Genomic DNA, 3,181 nt, shown 5'->3' with positions numbered 1-3,181 from the left:
GTATAATATACTATTTATAAAATTAGATTATATTTATAAAGTTAAGCAATGTACATAAATTAAATATAATAAATTGGAGGTTAATGAAATGGATGTAAGAGAAATGATAAAATTAAATAACTGGGTTGTTATTGGAGATGTTTTAAATGAAAGTAAGTATGCTTATAAAATAATAGAAAAGTTTAAAGAAAAAGGTTATAAAGTAGCTGGGGTACATCCAAGAGGTGGAGAAAATATATATAAATCACTAAGGGATATCCCATTTAAAATAGAAGCTATTGATCTATGTATAAATTCGAAACTTGGTATTAAGTATTTAGAAGAAGCAAAGGAACTTGGTATAAAGAATTTATTGATTCAACCAGGGGCAGAAAGTAAAGAAATACTAAAGTATTGTAGGGATAATAAAATAAATGCAATAGAGAATTGTGCTTTAGTTCAATTAAGAAGTAGTTAAAAATAATGATGTAATGGGGGATTTTTAGATGTCGTGTTTAGGAAACATAATATGGATAATATTTGGTGGTTTTTTTAATGCATTAGGTTGGTTTTTTGCTGGATGCTTATGGAGTATTACAATAGTTGGGATACCAATAGGATTACAATGTTTTAAGATGGCAAAATTGCAACTTGCTCCTTTTGGTAAGGAAATAGTAACAAGGGATGATAGTAGCGTAAGCTTATTATTAAATATACTTTGGCTAATATTTGGAGGATTAGCCCTTTGTATTGCTAATATAGTTAGTGCATTCTTTTTATGTATTACAATAATAGGGATACCTTTTGCTAAACAATCCTTAAAACTTGCTAGACTTTCTTTAATGCCTTTTGGTAAGGAAGTTATTTAAATTTGAACTTTTGTATATAATAAATAAAGAAGTCTTATATTATATTCTTTAGTAGTATCATAATAGTTATACGTATAATTTAATAATGTTAATATTATTAAAGTGAAAAAAGGAGAGAGATAAATGACAAAAGCTAAAATTGACCTAGGTAAGGGGTCTGTTGGAAAGTTACTACTAAGTTTGGCTTTTCCGGCTATAATTGCTCAACTAGTTAATGTTCTTTATAACATAGTTGATAGAATATTTATTGGAAGAATGGTGAATGGTGAAGTAGCAATGGCAGGTGTTGGTGTTGCTTTTCCATTAATTATGATTATTTCTGCATTTTCTGCTTTAATAGGTATGGGTGGAGCACCACTTGCGGCAATTGAGATGGGAAAAAAGGATAATGATGGTGCAGAAGAAATTTTAAGTAATAGCTTTTCTACATTAATTATTATTGGAGCTTTATGCACAGTAGTATTTTTAATTTTTAATGAAAAATTATTATGGGCATTTGGAGCTAGTGATGCCACTATAGGCTATGCTAAAGACTATTTAATTATTTATTTATTAGGAACTATTTTTGTACAAATAGCATTAGGTATGAATTCATTTATAAATACTCAGGGTTTTGCTAAGATTGGGATGACTACAGTAATTATTGGTGCAATTATAAATATAGCATTAGATCCAATTTTTATATTTGTTTTTGATATGGGAGTAAAAGGTGCTGCTTTAGCAACAATACTTTCTCAATTTGTGTCAGCAATATGGGTTTTAAAGTTTTTATTCGGAAGGAAAAGTATTCTTAAGATAAGAAAGAAGTATATAATGCCTAAAGTAAAAGTTTTACTACCAATTTTGGCTCTTGGAGTTTCACCTTTTATTATGCAAGCAACTGAAAGCGTAGTTTTAATTAGTTTAAATAATAAGCTTTCTATGTATGGTGGAGACTTGGCAGTTGGAGCAATGACTATAATGAGTAGTATAATGCAAATAATAACTCTTCCATTAATGGGATTATCTCAAGGTGCTCAACCTATAATTAGTTATAACTTTGGTGCAAATAACCTGGAAAGAGTTAAGAAAACTTTCAAATTGCTTTTAACTTGTTGTTTAATATATACAATAACTATGTGGGGATCTTTAATGCTATTCCCAGAAGTTTTTGTTAGTATATTTAATAATAAGAAAGAGTTAGTTGAAATAACATCATGGAGTATTAAGATATTCTTTGGAGGAATATTTATGTTTGGAGCTCAAATAGCATGCCAACAAACCTTCCTTGCATTAGGTCAAGCAAAGATATCTTTAGTAATGGCTCTTTTAAGAAAGATAGTCTTATTAGTACCATTAATATTTATACTACCTACCTTTGTTAATGAAGGTAATAAGCTTGCAGCGGTTTTAGCTGCAGAACCAGTATCGGATATACTTGCAGCTTTAACAACAGCAACTGTATTTATTATTTTTTATAAGAAGACTTTTAATAAGAAATTAGAGGATACTATTAAATAGTCTTAATAAAAATAAATGGAGGATATACCTTGGATAGTGAAGCAAATAAAATACCTTTTACAGAAATAAAAACTTATGAAGAAGCTTATTATCATAATTCAGATCCAAGTAGTAGAATGAATTATAAAAAGCAAGAAGTTAAACTTGAAAAGAATAAAAACTTTAAAGTAAGAAAAGGTGGAGTGGAATTAATAGGTGACATTGTAGAAGGCGTTTTAGAAATTTTATTCTCATTTTTAGATTAGGATTTGTAATAAAATGCGAGGCATTTTAAAATGATAAAATTAAGGTAATGAAAGAATGAAAAAAATGAAGGAAGAGGTTTTGCTATGCAAAACCTCCTTTGTTTTAAAGATGACCTTAAAAAATCTTTACAGATTTTTTATATACATTCTTTAATTTTTTCATTTTTCATTAATAAAATACTTCGCATTTTAAAACTAATATAGTTTCTTGCTCATAGATATATTAGTGGCTTTATATCCTAACTTCTCATATAGTTTTATAGCCCTATTATTATGACCAAACACATGCAATCCAATTGTTTCAGCACCTAAAGATTTTGCGAAATTTTCAACTTCTTTCATAGCCATTAATCCATAACCTTTTCCTTGAAATTTATCATTAATATATATATCATATATAAAACATGAATTAGAATCCTTCTTATTAATCCAAATCATACCAATAATATTATTATTTTCGTCTATTATAGAAAATAAATAATTATTAATTGTATCAACTCCATCAGGAAGAAGTTTATTATATTCAGATTGGGATAATGATAGTGAATCATCCTTTTTCCAATTACCTGATTTGACTTTTTCTTCTGC

General features: G+C 27.8%; 5 protein-coding genes. 4 read left to right on the top strand and 1 reads right to left on the bottom strand.

Translation table 11 applies throughout. The features are described from left to right. Positions 1-88: 88 nt before the first annotated feature. The 4 genes from E6248_RS14795 (at position 89) to E6248_RS14780 (ending at position 2,593) form a co-directional block, all read left to right on the top strand. Complete coding sequence (locus tag E6248_RS14795) at positions 89-457, top strand: CoA-binding protein (protein WP_316341549.1); 369 nt, start codon at positions 89-91, stop codon at positions 455-457. Between the two features lie 28 nt (positions 458-485). Further along, positions 486-848, top strand: coding sequence for a YccF domain-containing protein (locus tag E6248_RS14790; protein ID WP_316341548.1), 363 nt, complete (start codon positions 486-488; stop codon positions 846-848). 123 nt (positions 849-971) lie between these two features. Next, entirely contained in the window at positions 972-2,348 is a 1,377-nt protein-coding gene (locus tag E6248_RS14785; RefSeq protein ID WP_316341547.1) for an MATE family efflux transporter, read from the top strand. A 29-nt stretch (positions 2,349-2,377) separates the two neighbouring features. Beyond that, entirely contained in the window at positions 2,378-2,593 is a 216-nt protein-coding gene (locus tag E6248_RS14780) for a hypothetical protein (RefSeq protein ID WP_316341546.1), read from the top strand. Positions 2,594-2,788: 195 nt separating this feature from the next. Here the strand turns inward: E6248_RS14780 and E6248_RS14775 are convergent. Continuing rightward, the coding region (locus tag E6248_RS14775; protein WP_316341545.1) for a GNAT family N-acetyltransferase at positions 2,789-3,181 on the bottom strand (393 nt) is incomplete at its 5' end.

The sequence above is a fragment of the Clostridium sp. genome (assembly GCF_032552055.1).
GTDB lineage: Bacteria > Bacillota > Clostridia > Clostridiales > Clostridiaceae > Clostridium.
Note: the sequence above shows the minus strand (reverse complement) of the source record. Positions and strands in the feature narration are given on the sequence as shown.